Raw genomic sequence first — 23082 nt, forward strand, 5'->3', positions numbered from 1 at the left:
TTAACTATGCAATTCTCAAGGTAATAAAAGCATGACAAATATTCCTAAACAATCCCATGTGAGCAACGTTACCAGTCATATACCGCAAGGCGTGATTTTAACTTTAGCGCTAACCAGTCTCCTATCCTACGGAATTGGACTTAGCAGTAATAATACTGCTACTGCGGCTCCGCGCACAGCACAGATACAATTATCCCAAAATGTCCAAAATACTGGAAACAGACTACCCAAAGTTGTGGCTCAAGCTGTACTTAATGATGTATCAAAGCGTTCTGGAGTAGCGATCGCTAATTTAAAAATAACTCAAGCTACAGCCAAAACCTTTGCTAATCCTTGTATTTTCCAGTTTGGGGAAGTTTGCACAAGGGAATATCGGCCAATTCAGGGTTGGGAAGTAATTGTGCAAGTTAATGAGCAATCTTGGACTTATCACGCCAATAGAAATGGCTCACAAATTCTCTTAGATCCCAAAATTAATGTATCGGGAAATGTTACTTTACCAAGAGCGATCGCTAATAAAGTTTTAGCAGATGCGGCTAAACGTTCTGGAGTAGCAGTTACAAATTTACAAATTACCCAAGCGACAGCCAAAACTTTTGGTAACGAATGTCATTTTAATTTTGGCGAAGTTTGTGCAGAGATTTACAAACCTGTTGAAGGCTGGGAAGTAATAGTTAAGGTAAAAGAGCAATCTTGGACTTACCATGTGAATAAATCCGGTTCACAAATTGTTTTAGATCCCAAAATTAAGACATCGCCAAATGCTAGTTTACCAAGAGCGATCGCCAATAGAGTTTTGGCAGATGCGGCTAAACGTTCCGGGGTAGCAGTTGCAAATTTACAAATAACTCAAGCGACAGCCAAAACTTTTGGTAATCCTTGCGAATTTAACTTTGGTGACATCTGTACTAGAGAATTTAATCCTGTTGAAGGCTGGGAAGTAATAGTTAAGGTAAAAGAGCAAGCTTGGACTTACCATGTCAATAAATCTGGTTCGCAAATCGTTTTAGATCCAAAAATTAAGGTATAGGCAAATGTTGCTTTATATTCTAGAGAGCACAGTTATGCTTGCCCTCTAGAATATATTGATATGCCGCAAAGATTATTTGAATTGGTATAAGCTGCAAAATTCTTGTGTAGCCAATTTGCAATAGCAACAGGCGATCGCAGATGTAAATTTCTCAAATGGACATACTCTGGTTGAGTAAATAGCTGGGGGTATTCCCTGCGCTTTTTATAGTAAGTCTTTAGCGCCCACAAAATTAGGAATCGTGGCTAAAAGTAGTTTGTCATGTTTCGCAGTTGCCATTGCAGACTTCTTGTTGTATCACTACCCGCGACATTGTGCGCCGCAATATTCGACTCATCACCCTGACCAAAAATAATCTAACCACATAATTGATGGATGATCAGTACAGTAGCGCAGTTTTTTGGGATGCGATCGCCCTTGCACCATAGTATAAAAATTATCCCTTATGTGTTATCTAACATTGATTTGTCACCTTTCTCACTGCAATATTCATTCACTATTGAGAAAAACTATTATTTGTATTGAAGAACACAATAGTTATGATCAGGAGCAAACTCAACTATTAATTATGCTATTAGTCTTGATTTATCTAGGATTGATGAGTCTGTAAATTGCAGCGAAATCCATAAAAGTTATCAAATACTTGCATTTATTCTTGACTTCAGTTACATTCAAAGTAGGTATAAAATCAAAGCCCAATGAAAATTTCAGTAGATGAAACGAGTAAAAGGGATGGCAATTTCTTTAAAAACTGAATATAACTGCAAAATTAACAATATTTGCTGGAAAATAGTTCCCTACCTCCAAAAATCAGCAACTTATTTATTCACAGTTAATTTTGCTTTTTTTAACCTTACACAATGTCAGTAAAGGTGATAAAACAAAATACCTAATTTTTAGTTATAAAATTCTATTTTTTTCTAGCTTAATTGAGAATCTTTATCAATATGTTTTTAAAGCCCAATAGAGATAAATACTTAAAAGACCATGAATCAATCCAGACAATTTCTCTATCTGATGGCGGATTACATCCAGCAGTAGGAGTATATAAGCGAAATGCGATTCAATCTATTAGATGGTGGCGAAAACAGCTAAGTTCCTTAGTAAAACAGTACAAATGTAAATTTATACCTACAGATGTAGAGACACGGACTACAAATGATTATATATATCATTTAATTAAAAAAAATTTAAATAACTCCCGTAATTTTAGCCAGATTTATGACTGTGTTATCAGTTACTTGAATCGCTTAAGTAGGCTAAAGCTACAATACTTTGACTGTGGCTCTTTCATCAAGAGTACACAAGGCTGTCATCAGCAATTGAGAATTTTTCAACTGTCAAATGGCAAAGGATACAAAAATAACTTTGTCGGTACGGAAGAAATTTTTCTCAGCTTTTCTACCCCTATTGTGGAGAATTTATTAACCGGAAATAGGTTTAGTAGAAATGAATGTTATAAAGTGGCTACCTGGTTTTATCCAGTTAATTCAGTTAATTGTAGGCTATGGTAGCCAGGCTCACAATTTTATTTTGTCCTCACATTGTCCATAAAATATCAGCATGAGATCAGGTAGATGAATACTTTTTTCTGTTCAGACAATTCTAAACAAATAGGAGAAGATTTAATTGGTAGCGCTACCAATTCCGAAACTTATATTTTAGTTGAATGTCCACCACCTTGGACTTCAGAAGCTTTTAATTCTAAATGGGTACCTAGTAATTTAAAGGCTTTGGTAGATGATGTAAAACGTGCTAAATTACCAATTCGCTTTCTATTAATTGCAAATGATTTATCGCATAAAGTCGAACAAACAACTCTGTTAATTTACCAAAAACAAAAGGGCTTAAGTCAAGGATACCGTAAGCATGAATTTCAGCTAGCGAATATTGAGCAAGTAGCAACGCTACTAAAGAAATTCTTATGGGGTAATGTTTCTGATTATGAAAGAGAAACTAAAGTTACTAGAGATATTTTAGTATGTACTCACGGCAGCCATGATAAATGCTGTGCAAGATATGGTAATCCTTTTTATTTCTACGCTGAAGAAACTATTGCTCATTCAGGCTTAGAAAATGTGCGGATTTGGAAATCAAGTCATTTTGGTGGACATCGATTTGCGCCGACAATGATTGATTTACCAGAAGGACGCTATTATGGTAATTTAGACCAAGATACTTTTAAATCAATTTTGACTCGAACCGGAGATATTCAGTTATTTAATCAAGTTTATCGCGGCTGGGGAATTTTGCCAGCATCCTTGCAAATTTTAGAAAAGGAATTAATTCTGCGTCATGGATGGGATTGGTTCAATTACGCAGTAACAGGTAAAATTCTGGAACAAAGTTTAGATAATCAGACTTTATTAGCTGAACTGAGTTTTGAAGATAATTCAGGTTCGCTATATACTTACAAAGCTAAGTTAGTGAAGGATGAAAAGAGAACTGTGGAAGTGAAGAGTTCTTGTAATGCTAAAGAATCCTCAGTAGTTCTTAAGTATTCTATAGCTGCACTTTGCCTAGATTCTAGAAAAGTTGTGAGTTTAAGCGCTTAAAAAATCAGTATTCTTTCAATTAGCAAAGGAGTGAACATCTACCAAGAATCGGATTGAGGATTGAGACATTTCACATCATCAATTTGTAGCAAAATTTTTTAAATCCATAATTAATTGCAAATGTAGGGTGTGTTGTCGCGCAGTGCAACGCACCAATGTAAAATCAAAAATGAGGTACGAAATTTGATTGAATAAACCGCAGATAAACGCAGATAAACGCCGATGAAATTGAATTTTATGTAAATACAGTTCAGTTAAGAAAATTAATTGATCACAAAACCAAAAAACTAGTTACTCAACAAAAAAACAGAACAATAATTTTGGAGGGGGTTTGGGGGACGCAACCGTCACCCAATCGGGGGTTTGGGGGAGAATCCCCCAATTCTTCTGGCTTTTTTAATAAGTGACAAATCAATCACTAATGAGCTTAAACCAACCGTATTGAATTTTAAGTTCTTCAAAGAGCTATTAAAAATTAAGGTGCGCTGCGCGACAACACACCCTACGAAATCTTAAATTTATTTTGAGTTTGTTTACGTTCCTAACATTTGTAAGTTATGCAAGGTGGCGTACATTCCGCCTTTTCGCAGTAATTCTTCATGGCTTCCTTGCTCAATCAGTTCACCGCGCTTTAACACAAAAATGCGGTTGACATTGCGAATTGTCGATAGGCGGTGAGCAATAATAATTGCAGTCCGCCCTATCAAAAGCTGATTTAAGGCTTCTTGTACTAAAGCTTCTGTTCCTACATCTAAGCTAGCTGTAGCTTCATCTAATACTAATACTTGGGGATTGCGAATTGCCGCACGAGCAAAAGCTAAAAGTTGTTTTTGTCCGCTAGAAATATTTGTACCCCGTTCTCTGAGTTGGGTATCATAGCCTTGAGGTAATTGTTGAATAAACTGATCGATATTAGTTCGGTGTGCAGCTTGTTGGATTTGATCAAAGCTGTAATTATCTCCCAGGGTGATATTACTTTTCACATCCCCAGCAAATAAAAACCCTTCTTGTAAAATCACCGCCAGATAACGCCGCAATTCTGCTTGTGGTAAGTCACGAATATCGATTCCATCTACAAGAATGCGTCCTTGAGTGGGTTCGTAAAGACGACATAGCAGCCGAATGATGGAACTTTTACCTGCACCAGTAGGCCCAACTAATGCTATTTTTTCCCCAGGATGAATAGTGAAATCTAAATCTTTGATTACATAATCATTGTCTTTATAGGCAAACCATACATGTTCAAAGCGGATTTCTCCTAACTCTGCTTGGGGTTTTGCTACTTCTGATTCGAGATTAGCAACTACCTCATCTATATAGCCGAATTTGGCATCATAAATTGAAACTCGCGAATTATAGCGATCGCGGATTTCGATTGGTTCATCTAAAATGTTAATAACTCGCTCAATCGCCGTAAAACCTGCTTGAATGACAGTAAATTTTTCGGCAAAATTCCGCAAAGGCTCAAATAATTGTTGAGCATACAAAACAAATGCCGATAAAACCCCAAAAGTCATGCTTTTTCCTAGTAGCAACCAAGCACCTACTACTAGCACAGCTGCAACCGCCACTAAGCCAATCCATTCTAAAATGGCGGAAACTGCCGAATCATAAAAAATGGTTCTATCTATTTGCTGTTTATAACGTTGATTAGTAGTGCGAAATAATTCAGCATTGAATTTTTCGCGACGGAACAGCTGCACTACATTAATCCCAACTATATTTTCTTGCAGTTGGGAATTCAGCATCGAAAGTTCTTCTCGTGCTTTGTAATTTGATTGGCGATACTGTTGTTGAAAGTAGATGATGATCAAGCTCACTGGTAACAGCATCACCAGCAATAAACAAGCCAATTCCCATTGCAGAGAAAACATCAAGCTGATAACTACCAGCATAGAAAATAAATCAGAGACAATTCCTACTGCTCCCGTAGAGAACACATCCCCTAAAGCTTCCACATCGCTGGTGAGTCTGGTAATTAATTTACCAATCGGTGTGCGGTCAAAAAAGCGTACAGATAAAGATGTCACATGATGAAATAAATCATCACGAATTTCTGCTGTAATTTGTTGCCCTAACTTTTGTACGAAATAACCCTGAAAACCTGTAAGTGAGAGCCTGATAACAATTGCAACCAGCAACAACCCTTCCAGGATATTTAACCCTTGCAGCAACGGACGATTTTTGAGAAACTCATAAACGCTGGGTTCCTGGCGAATCAAGGAAATCGCCTGTCCAATCAATAATGGTTGTACAGCATTAGCTAAGGCGATAGGTACGAGCAATAACATTGACAGCGCTAGCAATCGACTGCTACGACGAGCATAAGGTACTAAGCGCAAAAATAACCGCCAGTCATTTTCACGCCGACGGTGTTGTCTGTAGGATTTTTTAAGGGGTAAGTAGGTGCTCATAGTAAGAGCATTATAGTTAACTACCTACGCATTACGCTATGTCTGGGGGGGGATTGGGGATTGGGGACTGGGGATTGGGGATGAGGGGGAAAGGGGAAAGGAGAAAGGGGAAAGGGGAAAAAAGGGAAATTATTATTACCCATTACCCATTACCCATTACCTATTACCCATTACTCATTACCAATCACCACTTCAAAATCTCACTTTGTATAAATCAAACAATTCCCCAGATTTGCGGGTGACGATTTTAGCGCCAGCGGCTTTAATTGTTTTTTCCCAGTCTGCTATCGACTCGAGAAATACTTCTGCACCTAAATAAGTTTCTAACACTGCCCAATCTTCTGCTAAAGGCTGTTCGGGATTGAGGATGTCAAATACAAATTGTCCGCCAGGTTTGAGGACTCGTTTGACTTCTGACAATACAGCAGTCCAATAATCTAAAGGAAAATAGCAGCTGAATCCTGTTGCGATCGCCATATCAAAAACAGCTTGAGAATACTTTAATTGATGAGCTGGGCCTAACTCTACACCTTTAAATAACTTTGAGTTTAATTGCGAACCCCGGGAATTGAGGGTATCTCGTGCTATGACACTAACTTCTTGCCCATAAAAGTATGCTTGCCAATCTCGCCAAGGATAAATGAGAAAGCTGACACCGCAACCAATGTCTAAACAATGCTGATTCTTTTGCGGTTGCCCGATTTCCCAAAAATGAGAAGCGATTTTCCCTGGTAATGTACCACTAATCCAGTCCCTATATATGGGCATCGCTTCAACTTCTGCAGGTAATTCAAAAGGTTGATTCTCGTACTGGCGATTGAAACGATATGTAACTTGTGTTACCATCTGCTGCCATTTATCTGAAGAAGTTTGTAAGCTAAAAAAATCGCTTTGAGAAGGCTTTTTAGACATTATGCCTGTACTGCTCCTTAAGAAATTCGTCAAATTCTCAGTATAGTTATGGTAAAAAAGCTATATTGCAGTTTTGGTTTCTTTTACTATGGGTATTGATCAAGTCTGGTGATGAGTTCACTAAAAAATTCCCATAGCATGACACCGTTAAGCGCGTAGCCAATTTACAAGCTTAACAAATTCAAGGAAATTCGGTAGACGCAGACAAACTATGGAATTCAAGCGATTTAACTATCAGCCTTTATCACCTGACGAACTCGAAGATATCAACCACCTAAAAATTATTGTTGAGCGTGCTGTGGCAGATGGCAAGCTCTCGAAGCAGGAAATGGATTGTATTAAAATCGCAATGCGGAGAAATATTCAAATTACATTTGAGAAGCTAGTTATTTGTAGAGAACATATCTGGGACAAAATTCAAACAGGAGAATTGGAACATAGCTGGTGGTAATTGGTAATTGGTAATTGGTAATTGGTAATTGGTAATTGGTAATTGGTAATTGGTCATTAATAATTCGATGCGGTAGGATAATCGCCATTTAAATGCAATACTACTCAGTTAAGCATTTTGAACTCCAAATTGGTTTTGGGGAAAAGGTTAAAGGTTAAAGGTTTTTATTTCCCTTTTCCCATTCCCCTTTTTCCCCTTAACCAACAAGTATTTCATTGAATTAGGCTTCTTGGACTGGCAAGAAGCCTGCATCACAGGAAACTGAAGAAATTTAATGTGCTTAGATGTGTTTGAGCTTGAGTAGTTCACTGATGGTAAACAGCAATTACTTTGAAATTATCTTATGTGTGATTCAAGGCAATAAAATTTAGCTGAAAAGATATAAAATATGGTGAGCAAAGAAGATTTTACTTGCTCATCTACCTCATTTTTGCCAATAAATAACTGTTCTTAACCGAACATTATCATCAGGGAAGGAACTCCAAGCCCTAGATATTGCGTCGTTTCATTCGCAATGACACATCTATAAGTATTTTGCCAGCCATCAAATTCCTTTTGCCTTGTAAAACTATGCCTGAAATAGAAACTTTGCGTCTGCGATTAAGACACTTAACGTTGGCTGATTTTGATGACTTGTTTCGTATCTACAGCGATGCGGAAATTATGAAATATCTGGTACCCAGAACAGCAGAGCAAACACAGACTAGTTTATACAGACATATTAAACAATGGGAAGAAAACAACTTTGGTATGTGGGCAGTAATACACAAAGAAACTGGCAAAATAATTGGGCGTTGTGGATTGGGTTATTTGGCAGATACGCCGGAAGTGGAACTAGGCTACGTTTTTGACAAGTCTTTTTGGAACATGGGTATAGCAACAGAAGCATCGCAAGCCACTTTAAAATATGGTTTTTGGGAAGTAAAGTTAGATCGGATAGTTGCGATCGCACATCCAGAAAACATCGCTTCTGTGCGTGTAATTGAAAAGCTAGGGATGAATTATCAAAAGCATACCAGCTACTACGGTCATGATGTAGTTTACTACACCCTCCCCCGCGACCAATGGCAACCGGATGACTCTCTGTATATTTTGCGGTGAAAAGGGCATTGGGCATAGAGCATAGGGCATTGGGCATTGGGCATAGGGCATAGGGCATTGGGCATTGGTAATAATTTCCCTTTTTTCCTTTTCCCCTTTCCCCTTTTCCCCTCATCCCCAGTCCCCAGTCCCCAGTCCCCAATCCCCAATTACGCAATCACCCTCTGCAATGTCAGCAACAACTCATTAATGGTGTATGGTTTGGGTAAGAAGGTTGTCACGCCACTGTTGGCGACTGCTTCTAGTTTATTGCTAGACATCAAGCCACTGGTGGCGATAATTTTGACTTTGGGGTTGATTTTTTTCAAGGTGCGGATGGCAGTTAAACCGTCGAGGGAAGGTAGCATCAAATCCATGAGTACGACACTGATTTGATCCATGTGTTTGGCGTAAACTGCGATCGCTTCTATGCCATCACTAGCGACAATGGTTTTATAGTTATGAGTTTCGAGAGATGTTTTGGTAATTTCCTGAATAGCAGGTTCATCTTCAACAATCATAATCGTTTCACCATTTGCGGTGGCAACTTTGGCATTGTCTGCTTTCAGTGTTTCTACACCCTCAACTGCTGGTAAATATACTTCAAAGCTTGTACCTACACCTTTTTCACTATGCACGTTAATAAAACCACCGTGGCTTTTAATAATTCCCAAAACAGTAGACAAACCCAAGCCTGTACCTTGTCCTACTTCTTTAGTGGTAAAGAATGGCTCGAAGATTCTATCTAAATGTTCTTCTGGAATTCCTACGCCTGTATCAGTAACAGTAATTACTATATAGGGGCCAACTTTGGCTTCCAGGTTCATGCGCGCATAGTTTTCATCAATATACAAATTTTTGGCGCAGATAGATAAACTACCGCCATTGGGCATCGCATCGCGTGCATTAACGCAGAGATTCATTAACACCTGATGAATTTGTGTTCCATCTCCAGAAACTACCCACAAGTCTTTTGACAAATCAGTTGAGACTTGAATTGATTTGGGAAATGTTTCTTTCAGGACTTTGGAAACTTCCACAATCAAATGTCTAATTTGCAGATTAATGCGCTTACCTTCTACACCCCGTGCAAATGACAACACTTGCTTAACTAAATCTGCGCCGCGTTTGGCGTTGACTTCCAAAATTTCTAATAGGTGACGAGTTCTTTCATCTACATCGGGAAATTTCATGGGTAGGAGTTGCGCTCCTGCCAAAATTGGTGTGAGGATGTTGTTTAGGTCATGGGCAATGCCGCTAGCTAAGGTGCCTATGCTTTCTAGCCGTTGGGCACGAAATAATTGCGCTTCTAAGCGTTTCTTTTCGGTAATATCTGTATCAACGGTGAGAATGGATTTTGGTTTACCTTGGTCATCACATACCAAACTCCAACGGCTAGCAACTAAAATTTCTTTGCCAGTTTTGGTAAGTTTCGCTAACTCACCTTGCCATTTACCTTTATTGATGACTTCCAAAAGTGCCGCTTCCATATCTGACGACGGTTCATCGTTATCTAACAGTTCGCTGGCATTTTTGCCTTTAGCTTCTGCCGCAGCCCAGCCATACAGGATTTCTGCACCTGTGTTCCAAAAGAGAATTTTGTTTTCTAAATCTCTAACTAAAATCCCATCTGTAGAAATATCTAATAATGCTGCTTGTTCACGAATAGTAGCATCAGCGTGCTTACGTTCTTCTAAAGCTGCTTGACGTTCGCTAATATCTATGCAGGCACAAGTAATACCTATAATTTGTTGTGCTTCATTTCTTAATGGTTCTACCGTCAAGTCATAATATCGGATGCCTTGGGCCGTTGTAATTGATACCTCATCTCTAGTACCCACTCCCGTCACCAATACACCCAACTTCATCGCCGTTAAATGGTGGGCGCTTTCTAGGGGAATTAATTCTGAGTCACGTTTCCCCAACATTTCTTCGGCTGTAAACCCAAAAGCGGGATTATAAACCCAGGTATAACGTAATTCTAGGTCTTGGTTAAACACAAAAATGGGTGAGTTTTTCAGCGCGACTCGAAAGCGCTCTTCACTTTGTCTCAAAGCATCTTCTATTCTTTGACGCTCAATAGCATAACGCATGGAGCGTACCAGCAAATCACCTGTAACTTGCCCTTTAACTAAATAATCCTGCGCGCCTTGTTGCATCGCTTTCAGTGCTAAAGTTTCATCGGCAATTCCTGTAAGGACAATAATTGGAGTTGATTTTGCTTGATTGTGCGCTTTAATAAAGGTTTCTAAGCCCTGGCTATCTGGTAGGGAGAGATCCAAAAGCATCACGTCAAAGCTGTCGCGAGCTAAATGGTTTAATGCCTCATCAAGTTGCTCAACCGGCATCAATTCCACTACAGTTGCGGTGACATCCTGTAAAAATTCTTGCAATAAGAGGACATCACCGGGGTTATCTTCAACTAACAGGACTTTAATCGTTTCACCTGTCATTAGCATTACTCCGGTGGCAATTTGACAACCGCAAACCAAAAGTTCTCTATAGAACGAACAATTCTCACAAATTGATCGAAGTCCACTGGCTTAGTTATGTAACAGTTTGCAGCTAGGTTATAGGCTTTAAGAATATCTTCTTCGGCTTGGGAGGTTGTCAGCACAACTACAGGAATCCGTCTGAGATGTGCGTCACCTTTAATTTCTGCTAGTACCTCCCGCCCGTCTTTTTTTGGCAGGTTTAAATCAAGTAAGACAATATCGGGATGGGGGACATCAGCATATTTATCTTGTTTTCGCAAGAATGCCATTGCTTCTACCCCATCCTCCACAACATTTAAGTTCACCGAGATTTTGCTATCCTCCAAAGCGATGCGTGTCAGTAACGCATCGCCAGGATTGTCTTCTACTAGCAAAACCTCAATAGGCATAACTGCTGATAAATTGTTCACGATTGCTTACCTGCTTGATCTGGAATCGTAAAGTAAAAAATCGAGCCTTGACTCGGTTTTGACTCCATCCAGATCTGACCGCCGTGGCGTTCTATAATTTTCTTACAAATAGCTAGCCCGATTCCAGTACCGGGGTACTTACTTCTGCTATGCAAACGCTGAAAGATGACAAAAATTCGTTCAGCATACTGGGATTCTACACCAATTCCATTATCACGTACTGAGAATAACCATTCGTTTCCTGTGGGGGTGAGATGGGGATTTTCGGCTGTTTTGATGGTGTTTTGGATGGCTTGGATGTGAATTTGGGGTGGTTCCTCCCGATGAAATTTGATAGCGTTGGCAATCAGGTTTTGAAAGACTTGTGCCAGTTGTGTAGTATCAGCCATAATTTCGGGCAGAGGATCGCAGGTAATTACAGCATTGCTTTCTTTGATTGCTACTTCCAAATTGGCGATCGCTTTTTCCACCACAGTCTGACAATCTATTAATTTAAAGGGTTGTCCCCTAGTGCTAACGCGGGAATAGTTCAACAAATCATTAATTAAGGTTTGCATCCGCTGCGCCCCATCAACAGCGTAGTTAATAAACTCATCTGCACGGCTATCTAGCTGACTTTTATACCTGCGCTCTAAGAGTTGTAAGTAACTAGTCACCATCCGCAATGGTTCTTGCAAGTCATGGGAAGCAATGTAAGCAAACTGTTCTAACTCGGTATTAGAACGAGTGAGTTCTTGCCGTTGGCGGGTTTCTTGTTCTAACAGTTGGGCTTGCCACAAAGCAATACCAATTTGGTTAGCTAGTTGCTGTAATAAATCCAGTTCATGACTATGCCACTCGCGGGGGCTACTACATTGATGAGCAATCAACAAGCCCCAAATACCCTCGCCACTAAGAATTGGCACTACTAAGTTAGATTTAACACCATACTTTTGCAGCATTTCTCGATGGCAGTTTCGGATATTAGCATGATCAACATCTGTAATTGTGCTGACTCTACCTTGCCGATATCTTTCTAAGTAATTTTGCTGAAAGCAGTGGTCAATAATTTTTTGCCCCAACACTACAGGCCAACCAGGTAACACTGCTTCTTGCACTACCGTTCCCGAACCATCTGGCCACAGCCGGAAAATTAAAACTCGGTCGGATTGTAGGAGTTTTTGCACCTCTGTAACTGTGGTTTGCAGAATTTCTTCTATCTTGAGAGAGTCACGAATTTTGACAATGATTTGCGAAAATAATTGCGATCGCTGATTTTGCTGTTTGATTTGTTCTTCTGCTTGTTTGCGGTCATCAATATCGGTATGAGAACCGACCATTCGCACGACTTCTCCGTTGCTATCCCAAACTGCTTGCCCCCGATCTAAAATCCACTTATAGTTGCCATCTTTGCACTGAATGCGATGCTCAGTTACATAATATGGCGTTTTTTTGTCAAAATGTTCGTGAACGGCGGCTAATACCCAATCTAAATCTTCAGGATGAACTCGTTTTGACCATTCATCTAAATTATGAGGAATTTCTTGGTCGGTATAACCCAGCATTTCTTTCCAACGTGGGGAAAAGAATACTTCATTGGTTTTGACATTCCAATCCCAAATACCATCATTGTTGCCAGTTAAGGCCAATTGCCAGCGTAGTTCACTCGCCTGTAATGCTTCCTCAGCTTGCTTGCGCGCAGTCAAGTCAAGTGTAACCCCAATCATCCGCGTCGGTTGACCATCACCATCATAAATCCCCACACCTCGCGCTAGTATCCAGTGAACGCTGCCATCTGGCCAAATATTGCGATATTCTGCCTCATAATCGCTGTGATTTGCTAGAGCTTGTCTGACAGACTCTTGCATATAAGCGCGATCGTTGGGATGGATAGCTTGTAGTAAAGTGTCATAGGTAAACTCAGCTGACTCATCCAGACCCAAATTAGCCTTGCATTGCTTAGAGGCTGATAGCTCGCCTGTGAGCAAATTATGCTCCCAAGAGCCAAGTTTAGCAGCTTGCAATGCTATCTTCAGACGGCGATCGCTTTCGGTTAAAGCTGCTTCTACTTGTTTGCGATCAGTAATATCTCTGGTAAAACAGCGTGTATGGATAAATTCACCGTTTTCCCACAATACATTAGAGTGAATCAAAACATAGCGAATCGAACCATCCTGACAGCGCATCCGGGCTTCGTAATTTTGTAAATTTTCATTGTTACTCAGCCTTTGCATAATATCCGCGATCGCTTCTGGGTCAACATGAAACTCCGCGATCGAGTGTCCAATATACTCTGAGCGAGTGTAGCCTAAAAGGTCAAGTTCTGCCTGATTTGCCCAGAGAATCGTGCCATCAGCCTGTACCCAATGCATCCCGACATTAGCATTTTCTACAAAGTCTTTCAGTTCTTGCTGACTTCGTTCTAGTGCGGCTGTGACTCGCTGCTGTTCTAGGGAAACACGGGATAATTCTGCTAAATTCCGTCTTAATTCTAATTGGTCAATGACCTGGCGACCTAAAGCTTGCAGTGCTTCTATTTGTTGTTGGTTTAATTGTCGTGGTTCTTGATCGATAACGCAGAGAGTTCCTAGTACATCTCCCGTGGGAGTAATCAAAGGCACACCTGCATAAAATCTGACAAAGGGATAGGCAATGACTACCGGATTATTAGCTAACTTTTCATCAGCTAATGTATCCGGCACAACTACAAAATCTCGTCGCTCTACGCAAAGATAGGATAAACCTACATTCCGAGGCATTTGTGGTACATCTAAGCCTAGTTTGGCCTTAAACCATTGGCGGTTTTCATCAATGAAATTGACTAAAGCGATCGAAGTACCACAAATAAAGGCTGCTAACTTAGCCAAGTTATCATAGGCTGCTTCTGGTTCGGTATCGAGAATTTGGTACTGGCGGAGGGCTGCAAGTCTTGCGGCTTCGCTATTAGGTAGCACAGGCTTTATAAATAATTATGAACATTTCTGATTTATCTAAATTTTAGAGAATTTTTTAATTTGAGCATCAAAGATGGTTGCTAACTGTTTAGGACTTACGCAAGTGTCACATTTTTTTCGTTGAGGCTGTCAAGGGGAGCCAGTTACGTGCGGTGAGACCAGCGCTGCAGGAGGGTTTCCCTCCGTAGGCGACTGGCGCTCGCGTAGCGTATCCGAAGGATTCACCCGAAGGGAGGTTCCCTCCGTTGAGTGAACTGGCGTTCAAAAGTCAAAAGTCCAAAAAACTGAATTTTTGACCCTTGACCCTTGACTCTTGACTCTTAAACCAGAAGATGGGTGTACCAGTTGCGTAAGTCCTGCTGTTATCTGACTTGATGCCTATCAAGAACTGTGGAAGAAGGAAACAGAGAAGAAAGAATCAATGTATACATAGCTTCGCACAAATCAAATATGATTCCTATAGTTAAGCTGGCAAGGAAATAAATTATCTGTTGTGGTTTCGCCTCAGAATTAATGAAAAGCCTACACCCTATGGATTTTGCATTTTGCCCCACAGTACTAGCGACTATGCAAGAGGCTACTCTAAACTGGAATAATGGAAGTATCGTTCAGCAAACAGCTAGCAAAAACTGAAGATTGTAGTTTTTCCTTGGCGATTTTCGTGAACACTTATTTAAATAGTGTAGAAATCCTTAACTCAAATTCTGTCAGATGTGCTGGGAGTAATAATAATGGTTGTTAAGTTAATTATTTTTGGGCTAATTGCAGGTTATGTATATGGCGCTTGGAAGTTCTGGAAGGGATTTGAGCGCACTAACTTTAGACCTAGTTTGACCAATCGTATTGGTTTATCTTTGTTGTGGCCTGCTTTATTTGCTACGAATCCATCCTATCGCCGCAACTTTAGAAAAGCTTTAAAAGGCCAATAATCAGCGAATTTCCAACTCGGAATAATTATTTATACCTTTTAATGTTTTTATGAATATTCCCTAGCCAAGCTAGGGAATATTTTTTTCAGGCATGATCAAAAGTTAAGTTATGCCTGCTAGAGAGCGAAATGGGCAAAATTTTATGGATTCTGGAATGTCAAAATCCTTATCCTACAAGAAAATCTGGGATATTTTTTATTGGCAATTTCCTGAATCCATCATCCATAATTCGTAATTGTTTAACTACAAATTATGGATTAATTATGGATTGTTGATTATCTATTTCTACGACCATTGGTGAGAACGTTAATTGCTGCACCTGCTGCTGCACCATCGATCGCATCGCCACCAGGATTTTTGGTGCCATGCAGAATGATGCCTGTAACTGTACTAGCAGCTGCACCAACTCCCACATCTTGACCTAAGTTACCAACTCTGCGGTTACGTGCTTGCTTTCTTGTACCGTGGACAGCATTCACCGCAGCACCAGCCGCAGCGCCTTTGATGGCATTATTAATAACGGCACCATTTCCTCTAACAGCACCAGTGACTACACCTGCACCTGCCCCAATACCGATATCGCGTAACATATCAGCAGAAGCCGGTTTAGCAGGGACTAAGGTACCGCCGGCTAAACTTGCAGCCATCAAGCCGGGTAGAATTGCGCGTTTTAAGTTGAGATTCATAGTGGTATTTTCTCAAAAAGTCCAACAATGCTCATACAACCGAAGTTGTTGTATTTACTGACTTTATTTTTATTCTAGACAACAACCACGGTTCGTTATGGCGTGAATACCGATCATCCCATATACAAGCAGGCGATCGCATCTGTAAAAAGCTAGAAATTGGGAATGGGGCATTGGGCATTGGGCATGGGGCATTGGGTGTTTGGTAATGGGTAATTGGTAATGGGTAATGGGTAATTGGTGTTTCTCCCTTATCCCCCTTATCCCCCTCATCTCCTAGTCCCCAGTCCCTAATCCCCAGTCCCCAATCAAATCGCCTGTATCCACTCTTGAATAGAGTATTCTGTCCAAATACCGTTTTGCCAGTAGGGGTCATTTTCAATCAACTGGCGTACGGTGGCTTCGTCATCGGCTTCATAAATACCAAAAACTTTGGTGACATCTTTGGTAGGGCCGATTGTAATCAGCACACCAGATTCTTTTTGTTTGGCTAAACCATCTAAATGGGCTTGACGATAAGGGGCGCGTTTTTCTAAAACATCTTCGCAGTAACTTCCCAATAATACATATTTGGGCATTTGGTATTTGTCCTTTGGTGTTGGGTGTTTGGTGTTTGGTAATTGGTGTTTCCCCTTGTCCCCTTGTCTCCCAGTCAACAGTCCCCAGTCAACAGTCAACAGTCAACAATCTTAACTTCTCAAATTCACACCAAATTTCTCTACCAAAGCTTCGCGCACTTTGTTGTGTACTGGTTCGACTTCGGCATCGGTGAGGGTGCGATCGCTGGAGCGGTAAATTAGGCGGAAGGCTAAACTACGTTGTCCTCTGGGGACGTTTTCACCGCGATATTCATCGAATAATTCCACGGATTCTAGTAATTCTTTACCTGCTTTGTTAATCGCTTTTTCGATTTCGGCGACTGTAACTTTCACAGGTGCGAAGAAGGCGATATCGCGATCGCTGGCGGGGTAGGTGGAATAGGATTTAAATACTGGGGTGAGAATTTCGTCTTGATCCAGGGCATCCAATAGCACATCCGCATCTAGTTGAAATGCGTAGACGGAATCTGGTAACCCTTTTTCTCGCCGCAGTTGGGGATGGAGTTGACCAAAAATGCCCAAGCTGTTACCTCTAATCCAGAGAGAAGCTGTGCGTCCTGGGTGTAAGCGTGGATCGCGGCAATCAGGTTGATATTCTACTTGTAAACCAAGTTGGCCAAATACGCTGTCGAGAATGCCCTTGGCTTCATACCAAGTCATGGGTTGTTCGCGTCCGCTGCTTGTCCATTGGCTGACAGTGCGATCGCCCCCTATAATTCCCGCGATCGCTTCGGTTTCTTGTAATCCGTCTTCTTCGCGTGAGAAAATCCGCCCAATTTCAAAGCCGTTGAGGGAACCGTTTCCTTGTTCGAGGTTGTATTGGAAGGCATCAATTAACCCAGAGATTAAATCGCTTCGCAATGCGGAATATTCGACAAATAAGGGGTTTGACAGGACGATTTGTCTGTTTTCCCCTGGTTTGACTAGAGAGTATTGGATTAATTCTGTCAGTCCGGCGGCGCGGAATAAAGCGCGCAATTTGCGGATGAGTTCTTGATCTAAAGGCAAATAGCCGGCTTCTGCTTTGTGGGGTAAGGTATCACAAAAGTTGTCATAGCCGTAAAGCCGGGCAATTTCTTCAATTAAGTCAATTTCCCGTTCTAAGTCGCGGTAACGGTAGGGTGGTACAGAAACTTTCCAAGAGCGATCGCCTGCTGGGGTGAGTTCACAACCAAGTGCAGTTAAAATCCGCTCAACGTCCTTTTCCTCGAGTTCTCCAGTCTCTTCGCCTAAGTCAATTGGCCCTAGTACTTGATTAACTCGGTCTAAGCGCAGTGCAATGGAACGCGTCCAGGTTGAGGGGTCGGGGCGAGTATCAGCGATTTCTTGTTGGGTAATTACGCCACCAGCTAATTCAGTTAGCAGCGATAAAGCCCGACGACAGGCTACTTCTAATTCGGCCCGGTTCACACCTCGTTCGTATCTGCCAGAAGATTCACTTCTTAAACCAACACCACGAGAAGAACGGCGAATCGCTACGGAATCAAATAAGGCGGCTTCTAATACCAGGCTTTGCGTACCTTCATAAACTTCCGTTTCTTCTCCACCCATGACTCCTGCGATCGCCACTGGTTTGTTGTTGGCGGTGATTAATAAGTTTTGGGCTGAGAGGGTGCGGGTTTGTCCATCTAAGGTTTTGAATGATTCCCCTGCACTGGCGAAGCGCACACCAATTGTCACATTATCGCTTCCCGCTACACTTTTCAGGCGTTCTCTATCAAATGCATGTAACGGCTGTCCCCATTCCAACAACACATAGTTGGTAATATCCACAACATTATTGATTGGTCGCACGCCAGCAGCCTGTAGGCGTTGTTGCAACCACCCAGGAGAAGGCGCAATTTTTACCTGTTCAATAACTGTGCCAATATAAGCAGGACAAGCTTGAGTTTCCGAAACACTGACAGCTAAATTTCCCCCACTTTGGGTAATGGAAACTTCCCCTGGTTGCGGAATGCTGAGTTTACCACCTGTTAAAGCTGCGACTTCCCTAGCTATACCTACCATACTCAAGGCATCAGCGCGGTTAGCTGTGGCGGTGACATCTAAAATTACATCTTCTAAACCCAGCAAAGGACGCACATCGCTACCCAAGGTGAGATTTTCTTGGGAAAAAATATGAATACCATCAACATCGGTGGGTAAGCCTAGTTCTTTTAAAGAACAGATCATTCCCTGAGAAGGAACACCACGCAGTTTCGCAGGCTTAATTTTTAAATCGATATTTGGTAAATAAGTACCTATAGTAGCAACTGGCACATAAATATCTGCCCGGACATTTGCAGCACCACAGACAATATTTAAAGTCTCAGCTGCGCCAATATCTACTTGACAAACACTTAATTTATCAGCGTTGGGGTGGGGTTGACGCTCAAGCACTCTCCCCACAACAACGCCATTGGCCCAAGTGCGGCGGTCTTCAATATCTTCTACTTCAAACCCAGCCATTGTGAGGGTTTCGGCTAATTCTTCCGGGCTAAGTTTTATTTCTACTAGTTCCCGCAGCCAGCTTAAAGAGATACGCATGGAGTGTGCTTGTTTGAATAATCTTCTTTTGCTCTCATTTTAGGGTGCCTATTGGCGAGCGATCGCTTTTCGTCAGGCTTACCCTTCACTTGAACAATCGTACTACGTTGATTTGAACTGTCAGCAGCCAAATTGCGGAATTAGTTTTGAAGATTTTGGATCTATGGAGAGTTGGAACGCTGAACTACAAAGGTATGAACGTTAAATATCAGCAAATTCAGAAATTGATTGTACGCCCAGCTGCGATCATGATTACATATCAATTCCTATTAGATTCATTTAGCTGCAGCTAGAATGATAGGAGTTCCTGGTGAGTAGAGGAATAAAAAATTAACCGCCGATGTCAGAGGATAAACGCAGATAAACGCAGATAAATTTGTACTTAGCAGATTAGTTCACGTAATTCACGTAGGATGCGTTACGCTATCGCATCAGTAACAACAATAGGATATTTTCTATTTAGAATTTCCTGAGCTAAAAGCATTATTAATTGCTTCCTCTGGCCCCACTAAAGACAAGTAAGGTTCCTGTAAATATCGACAAGCAGCAGCCATGCTATCTGCAATATTCACCGATGCAATTAACTCCTGAAATTCCCGGTCAAATTCAATTCCTAAACCTAAAACTTCATACCAGCCATATATCTGAGCAATTTGCCCATTAGTTTGTTTACCAAGGGCGTATTGTCCCAATATCTTGTTTTTAGCAGCTTGGAGTGCATCAGCAGCTACTTCAGTAGTACAAAGCAAATCTACTTCTTTCTTTAGCCCTTGCAGTGCAACAGTGGTATTGTCTGGTGCTGTACCCATGTAAACTACAAAGGAAGCGGGAAACAGCCTGGTAGGATAAAATGCTGAGACTTCGTAAGCTAAACCCTGCTTTTCGCGCAATTCCACAAATAAGCGGCTAGAAAGCCCATTTCCTAAATAGGTAGATAGTAACTTCAAGGCTGCATAGTCAGCAGAACTTACGGCTGGCCCTAAATAACCCAGCATGACAATTGATTGCTGGGTTTGCAGGGGATGAAGTTGGCGCTGGGGTTGCACCTGAATTTCTGGCAAATTTAATACTGGCTGAGTTTCTGCTGGAGGTTGCCAATCACTAAAAACTTCTTCTACTAGGTTGACAGCTTCCTCTGGTGTGATTCTACCAGCAATACTAATTACTACCCGATCTGGACGAAAATAAGTCTTGTGATAATTAGCTAAATCATCGCGAGTTAAGCGACTCATAGTTGTTTCATCGCCTAGTACTGACATGGCATAGGGATGATTTTGATACATTGTTTGACGTAGTTGGTCAAAAGCAATCGTAAAAGGCTGCTCTTTTTGGGAGCGAATATCTTGCAATGCTAAACGCCGTTCGAGTTCCACTTGCGTTTCGGGAAAGGTAGGCGATCGCAAAATCAGCCCCGCCAATGTTAATATCTCCCTAAAATCTGATGTCACAGTTTTCAGAGACAACAAAAAATAATCAGTGGCGGTATCTGTACTTAAACTTGCACCCACTGATTCGACTTTTTCCGCAATTTGCAAGCTAGACAGTCCATCGCATCCTTTAGTCATCACTGCTGAGAGTAAATGTGCTAAACCAGCTTGATCGCGGTCTTCAGCACAACTTCCCGCACGGACAAAAATTCGCGCCGCAATAATATCTGCTGCAGGATTTTCTGCCACTAATACGACAATGCCATTGCTTAATACTGTACGGTGGATCGGGGAATGAGATAAGGATGAGTTCACAGTTTGAGTCATTAGTCAGGGAAAGAAGCAATCAATCGATTTTGGATTTTGGATTGGGGATTTAGAATTGGGGATTTCAAACTTGGGATTGACCCCAACCACAAGATTATGTAGCTCAAGGATTTTAAATATGAGATTTTGGATTTGTTCTATTGTCCTGCGGGGACTTCCAGAAATGAAATTATCCAGTTTTAAAAGTTAAAGTGACGATTCTATTCTTTTTATACTGACACAGCTATAGGATATTGTTTTGTTCGGAAGTTCCTCCCACAGTTGCACGAAATGCCTAGTACAAGTCGGCATAAATAAACAGACCATCTGTAATTGCTAAAAAACTTGTGGTATGGGTACTATTTCTTTTTACTTTTGACTCCTGCGGAGTTCGCCAGTTGCTTTATGCCGACGGCACTTCCTTCAAGTCGGCAAAGCCGCCCAACGGAGTGCCTTGGGAACCCGTCCACCGCACTGGCTCACTTTTTACTTTTGCCTTATTGTACTAGTGTTAACCGAAGTAATTTTAAATTTAAAATCTAAAATCCAAAATCTAAAATTGCCACGGTCAACAGTCTTTAGTTAATAACTAATGACTAACAGGGTTTAAGAATAGTAACAGCGTAATTGTGCGGTGAAAGATACTGTTTAGCTAATTGTTGCAGTTCTTGGGCATCAAAAGACAAAACTTGTTGAGGATAGGTAACTGCTAATTCAGCTCGGGCGATCGTATTGTAGTATCCGTAAAGGCCAGTCAGTTGATTGGGCGTTTCTGTGGAAAACGCATACTCATTACACAGCAGCCTGCGTGTGCGGTCTAATTCATGCTGGCTGATGGGCTGATTTTGCAAATCTTCCAAGTGGGCGCGAATCAAAAACTCAACTTTCTCCAAATGTTCTGGTTCTAACCAAGCAGTAATTGTAAATAAACTAGATTCCCGTTGCAGGGAAAAATTACTACAGATCCCTTGTACTAATTGTAGTTCTTCTCGCAAATCACGGACTAATCGTGAAGTTCTTCCTTCTGCAAGCAAAACGGACAGCAAATCTAAACCATAGGCTGTGCGGAGTTGTTCAACCCCAGGAGCCAGCCACGCCATCATCAACCGCGCCTGTTCTAACCTGGGTAAAGTCAATTCTTGACGCTTAATTCCCTCAATGATTGGGTTTTGGCTTTTTTCTACCAAGGGACAATCAGAACGTTGAGCAAAATTACCAAAAGAGCAATTTACCAAATCTAAAGCTGATTGTTGATTCATCCCGCCTACAATTACCACCGTCATATTTTCTGGTTGGTAATGAGCACGGTGAAAACAGCGCATTGCTGCTGGTGACTGCTGCATCAGTTGTTTTTCTGTACCCAGCACTGAACGTCCGTAAGGGTGCTTATGGTATACAGTCTGAATTAGCGCCTGAAATCCCAACCAATCTGGATCATCGTGATAAGAGCGAATTTCCTCTAAAACTACATCCCGTTCGCGGATAAATTCATGATCTGGAATTGCTGCATTCAGCAATAATTCACTCAAATGCGGTAGAGTTTCGTGCAAGTAAGGTGCAGCTGTTGTTAGGGAATAATGAGCATAATCGTAGCTTGTAGCTGCATTACTCACTCCACCTTTATTTTCGATGTTATAATCAAAGACCCCAGGTGGTAGACTTTCTGTACCTTTAAAAATCATGTGTTCCAAAAAGTGAGCCATGCCAAACCAGGGTTCTGGTTCTAAGGTTGCTCCAGCACGTACCCACACATCAGCCACAACTACAGGGGTAGTCGGAATTTGTTGATGAATAAACGTTAAACCATTGTCTAGATGGAAAACCGAGGCTGGGAACACGGTATTGATTAATTGTTGTTGTGACAATTTTTTGTAGCTTTAACCACAATTTAACGCAATCAGGCCATATTAACTCTCAAGCTTACTTAATTCCGAATCAATTTATACAAAATTGGTTTAAATCAAAATAAAATTTGGGCATTGGGCATGGGGCATTGGGCATTGGGAAACACCCAAAACCAATTACCCATTACCAATTACCTAATGACAAATGACAAACGACAAATGACAAATATAATTAAAGCTCCCAAAGTTTGATCAACTTGGGAGCTTAAAATTTTGAGTTCACCGCGACGCCGTTTTACCTAAGTTTATGACCTGGTTAAACCAGGTGGGCATCTAAATCGCTCGTTTAAAGTTTCCGGGTACTTGCCCGGTCTACTGCCACGAGAACTCTTTGATTCCCTTGTCTTTAAAGGCATAGATCAAAAAACTTGATGGCAGTCACCAACGTCGTAGTGCAACTAACTCATTATAGCTTTCAAAAAGTT

Annotated in this window: 17 protein-coding genes and 1 other RNA gene; 6 read left to right on the plus strand and 12 right to left on the minus strand. The window is 41.2% G+C overall.

Translation table 11 applies throughout. The features are described 5' to 3' along the window. The first annotated feature begins 31 nt into the window (after positions 1–31). From HGR01_RS04685 to HGR01_RS04695, 3 genes are all read left to right on the plus strand, one after another. Entirely contained in the window at positions 32–1030 is a 999-nt protein-coding gene (locus HGR01_RS04685) for a hypothetical protein (RefSeq protein WP_045872571.1), read from the plus strand. A gap of 947 nt (positions 1031–1977) precedes the next feature. Further along, complete coding sequence (locus tag HGR01_RS04690) at positions 1978–2544, plus strand: hypothetical protein (RefSeq protein WP_045872570.1); 567 nt, start codon at positions 1978–1980, stop codon at positions 2542–2544. A gap of 63 nt (positions 2545–2607) precedes the next feature. Then, on the plus strand, positions 2608–3585 hold the full coding sequence (locus HGR01_RS04695) for a sucrase ferredoxin (protein WP_045872569.1): 978 nt from the start codon (positions 2608–2610) through the stop codon (positions 3583–3585). Positions 3586–4118: 533 nt separating this feature from the next. Here the strand turns inward: HGR01_RS04695 and HGR01_RS04700 are convergent. Continuing rightward, positions 4119–5999 carry an ABC transporter ATP-binding protein gene (locus HGR01_RS04700; protein ID WP_045872568.1) on the minus strand — a complete coding sequence of 627 codons (1881 nt, stop codon included), beginning with the start codon at positions 5997–5999 and terminating at the stop codon, positions 4119–4121. A 192-nt stretch (positions 6000–6191) separates the two neighbouring features. Next, positions 6192–6911, minus strand: coding sequence for a class I SAM-dependent methyltransferase (locus HGR01_RS04705; protein WP_045872567.1), 720 nt, complete (start codon positions 6909–6911; stop codon positions 6192–6194). A 211-nt stretch (positions 6912–7122) separates the two neighbouring features. On the opposite strand from HGR01_RS04705, the gene HGR01_RS04710 reads away from it, so the two are divergent. Together HGR01_RS04710 and HGR01_RS04715 are read left to right on the plus strand one after the other, a co-directional pair. Continuing rightward, positions 7123–7362 (plus strand): hypothetical protein, encoded by a 240-nt coding sequence (locus HGR01_RS04710; RefSeq protein ID WP_045872566.1) that lies wholly within the window; start codon positions 7123–7125, stop codon positions 7360–7362. Between the two features lie 570 nt (positions 7363–7932). After that, a complete protein-coding gene (locus HGR01_RS04715; RefSeq protein WP_045872565.1) occupies positions 7933–8463 on the plus strand; it encodes a GNAT family N-acetyltransferase in 531 nt (176 codons plus the stop codon). A 149-nt stretch (positions 8464–8612) separates the two neighbouring features. Here the strand turns inward: HGR01_RS04715 and HGR01_RS04720 are convergent, their stop codons facing one another. Genes HGR01_RS04720 through HGR01_RS04730 form a run of 3 tightly spaced genes read right to left on the minus strand, consistent with a single transcriptional unit; the run spans position 8613 to position 14289 of the window. Then, positions 8613–10895: a response regulator gene (locus tag HGR01_RS04720; RefSeq protein ID WP_045872725.1), complete on the minus strand. Its 2283-nt coding sequence runs from the start codon at positions 10893–10895 to the stop codon at positions 8613–8615. Positions 10896–10900: 5 nt separating this feature from the next. Next, on the minus strand, positions 10901–11326 hold the full coding sequence (locus HGR01_RS04725) for a response regulator (RefSeq protein WP_228045638.1): 426 nt from the start codon (positions 11324–11326) through the stop codon (positions 10901–10903). 17 nt (positions 11327–11343) lie between these two features. Continuing rightward, positions 11344–14289 carry a PAS domain-containing protein gene (locus tag HGR01_RS04730; protein WP_045872563.1) on the minus strand — a complete coding sequence of 982 codons (2946 nt, stop codon included), beginning with the start codon at positions 14287–14289 and terminating at the stop codon, positions 11344–11346. Positions 14290–15011: 722 nt separating this feature from the next. On the opposite strand from HGR01_RS04730, the gene HGR01_RS04735 reads away from it, so the two are divergent. Further along, positions 15012–15209, plus strand: a complete 198-nt coding sequence (locus HGR01_RS04735) for a hypothetical protein (protein ID WP_045872562.1) — start codon at positions 15012–15014, stop codon at positions 15207–15209. 275 nt (positions 15210–15484) lie between these two features. On the opposite strand, the gene HGR01_RS04740 is transcribed toward HGR01_RS04735, so the two are convergent. The 7 genes from HGR01_RS04740 to ssrS form a co-directional block, all read right to left on the minus strand. After that, entirely contained in the window at positions 15485–15895 is a 411-nt protein-coding gene (locus HGR01_RS04740) for a hypothetical protein (RefSeq protein WP_045872561.1), read from the minus strand. A gap of 31 nt (positions 15896–15926) precedes the next feature. Beyond that, a complete protein-coding gene (locus HGR01_RS04745) occupies positions 15927–16277 on the minus strand; it encodes a hypothetical protein (RefSeq protein WP_264265522.1) in 351 nt (116 codons plus the stop codon). Beyond that, a complete protein-coding gene (locus HGR01_RS04750) occupies positions 16204–16473 on the minus strand; it encodes a YciI family protein (RefSeq protein ID WP_045872560.1) in 270 nt (89 codons plus the stop codon). Before HGR01_RS04750 ends, HGR01_RS04745 begins: the two co-directional genes overlap by 74 nt. Before the next feature lie 111 nt (positions 16474–16584). Beyond that, entirely contained in the window at positions 16585–19020 is a 2436-nt protein-coding gene (gene pheT, locus HGR01_RS04755; RefSeq protein WP_045872559.1) for a phenylalanine--tRNA ligase subunit beta, read from the minus strand. A gap of 455 nt (positions 19021–19475) precedes the next feature. Then, on the minus strand, positions 19476–20774 hold the full coding sequence (locus HGR01_RS04760) for a M16 family metallopeptidase (RefSeq protein ID WP_045872558.1): 1299 nt from the start codon (positions 20772–20774) through the stop codon (positions 19476–19478). A 575-nt stretch (positions 20775–21349) separates the two neighbouring features. Further along, positions 21350–22591: a M16 family metallopeptidase gene (locus HGR01_RS04765; RefSeq protein WP_045872724.1), complete on the minus strand. Its 1242-nt coding sequence runs from the start codon at positions 22589–22591 to the stop codon at positions 21350–21352. Between the two features lie 281 nt (positions 22592–22872). Beyond that, positions 22873–23056, minus strand: a non-coding RNA gene (gene ssrS, locus HGR01_RS04770) — 6S RNA. Positions 23057–23082 lie beyond the last annotated feature (26 nt).

The sequence above is a fragment of the Tolypothrix sp. PCC 7712 genome (assembly GCF_025860405.1).
GTDB lineage: Bacteria > Cyanobacteriota > Cyanobacteriia > Cyanobacteriales > Nostocaceae > Aulosira > Aulosira diplosiphon.